Source organism: Cohnella nanjingensis (assembly GCF_014212125.1).
In the GTDB taxonomy this organism is placed as follows: Bacteria; Bacillota; Bacilli; order Paenibacillales; family Paenibacillaceae; genus Cohnella; species Cohnella nanjingensis.
The window spans coordinates 1-2,082 of record NZ_JACJVP010000082.1; the positions used below are offsets into that span (position 1 = coordinate 1).

The 2,082-nt window shown below is 58.4% G+C and carries 2 protein-coding genes (1 of these 2 only partly in view); both read right to left on the minus strand.

Going from position 1 to position 2,082, the window contains the following annotated elements; all coding sequences use genetic code 11:
- Positions 1 to 54: 54 nt before the first annotated feature.
- On the minus strand, positions 55 to 2,064 hold the full coding sequence (locus H7C19_RS33400) for an alpha-mannosidase (protein ID WP_185673419.1): 2,010 nt from the start codon (positions 2,062 to 2,064) through the stop codon (positions 55 to 57).
- Positions 2,027 to 2,082, minus strand: partial view of a glycoside hydrolase family 38 N-terminal domain-containing protein gene (locus tag H7C19_RS33405; RefSeq protein WP_446681766.1) — the 3' end only. 505 nt of this gene lie beyond the right edge of the window; 56 of the gene's 561 nt are visible here — the last part of the coding sequence; its start codon lies off the right edge, out of view; it ends in the stop codon at positions 2,027 to 2,029. The genes H7C19_RS33400 and H7C19_RS33405 overlap by 38 nt, the downstream gene beginning before the upstream one ends.

Below are 2,082 nucleotides of genomic sequence, written 5' to 3' on the forward strand. Positions count from 1 at the left end.
TCCGATCATCACGCCTGAGGGCAATCGCTTATACCCGCTGACTGTGCCGGCCTACTAGCTGAACCGGATGCGGAACGATTTGATTTCATAGGGTTTGATATCCGTCTCGAACGTCTGGCCCGAATGGCCGACTTTGGCCGCTTCCCGCTCCATCAGATTCACTTCCTCGACGGATTGAAGCGCCAGATGGGCATCGAATCGGACATTGCCTCTCTTCCCGGCGAATTCGTAGCAACGTACGATCCAATCGTCGGAATCCTCGGCTTTCTTGATCGTATCAACGACCACATGGTCGCTGTCCGTTCCGAAGAAGCGGAGCGTCGCAGGCAGCGCAGCCCCGTTTCGAGCGTCCGCCTCCGCAGACGTCCCACCGCCAAGCTTGGCCACCTCGACCGGAATGTTCAACCGTGCTGCCTGAATCGTCGTTCCCGCGGCAAACCAATCTCCTTCGTGCGGCAGCAGCGAATACGTGAACGCGTGATCGCCGATATCGGCATTGGCGTCCGGACTGACGGCCGATTTGATCAAGGTCAGCCGCATTACATGATCTCGCACGTCATGCCCGTATTTGCAATCGTTCAGCAGGCTGACGCCGCAGCCCCGCTCGGACAGATCGATCCAGCGCTGGGCGCATGTCTCGAACCGGGCGAAATCCCAGCTGTTGTTCCAATGCGTCGGACGCTCTACGTTGCCGAACTGGATTTCATGCGTGGCCGAAGTCGCCCGCACCGCGAGCGGAAACGCGACCTTCAGCAGCTGCTGGTGCTCCTGCCAGTGGACGCGGGTCGGGAAATCGATGCGCGGGTTGTCGGCATACAGAATCATATCCTGTTCAATCGTCGAGCTTTCGTACTCCCAGTTGAACCGGATCACGGCACGAAGCTCTCCTTGTTCGACGACGCGGACGGACTTCAGCTCGCTCACCTGTCGGACGCTCTCATAATAGAAAATATCGATATCCCACGCATCGTTATTCAGCGGCTTATCCTCATGCACATCGAACCGGTTGGCGGTTTCTCCGGCCGCGATCAACTCCCGACCCGTACGCTTGTCGTAAAGGCGCGTCAATTGGCCTTCGGCATTCCACTCGATCTCGTAGAATGGCGTAGCAACCGAGCTCTCCGCAACTACGATAGGCTGCGCGGGTTGATCGGCGGCCAGCAACGCGCCATCGGCGGAGGCCTCCTCCGCTTCCTTGCAATACACCGTGGTGTAGCCAAGGCCGGGAATGTTCCGGACCCGGACAAGCAGCGCAGCTTCGCCGTTATCCGACTGAATCCGCTGTGTCGCCAAGCGTTGTCCGTCCGCACTCTCCCATATCGCGTTGCCGAAACGATCTTCCCATGGCAGACGAATGCATTCGTCTCTGTCCCACGTTAGCGTATTGAACACGATCCAGCCCGATGATACTCCCGTGGGAACGAGCCCGGCCAGACGCCCGAAGCCATCCGCGAAAGCGCCCGCGGCCAGCTTCTCCGCTTCTGCGTATTCCAACCGTGAATCCTCGTACACTTCGGCGATCGAAGAGCCCGGCAAAATATCGTGAAACTGATTGCGCAGCACGATTTTCCAGCTTTCGTACAGGCGGTCCGAAGGGTAGCTGCCGAACCCCGCCAGCGCGCCCCAGAAGGCAGACACGATTTCCGCGTTGCGCAGCAGGTGCTCCATTTGCCGGTTCATCTTTTTGATGAATGCCTGCGACGTATAGGTGCCGCGGTGCAGCTCCAGGTACAGCTCTCCGTCCCACTTGTGCACGTAACGGTCGGAACTCCGGACGTTATTTTCCAACTGATTGAAAAATTCGTCCGCCCTTCCCGTCGTCACGTTCGGCAATCCGGGCATCCGCTCGAGACGTCTGCGCATTTCCAGCATCTCCCGCGTCGGTCCGCCTCCGCCGTCCCCGTAGCCGAAAGCGAGCAGCAGCTCGTCGTTGATCTCCTTGTCGCGGTAATTGTCCCAGATTCCGGTTACCGTCTCCGGAAGCACTTCCCCGTTGTAGGTATAGAAGCGGTAAATGCTGTTTTTGTCATGACCCGGATGGGGCGTCGTAATATAGTGGGTCAAAATTTCGGTACCGTCGAT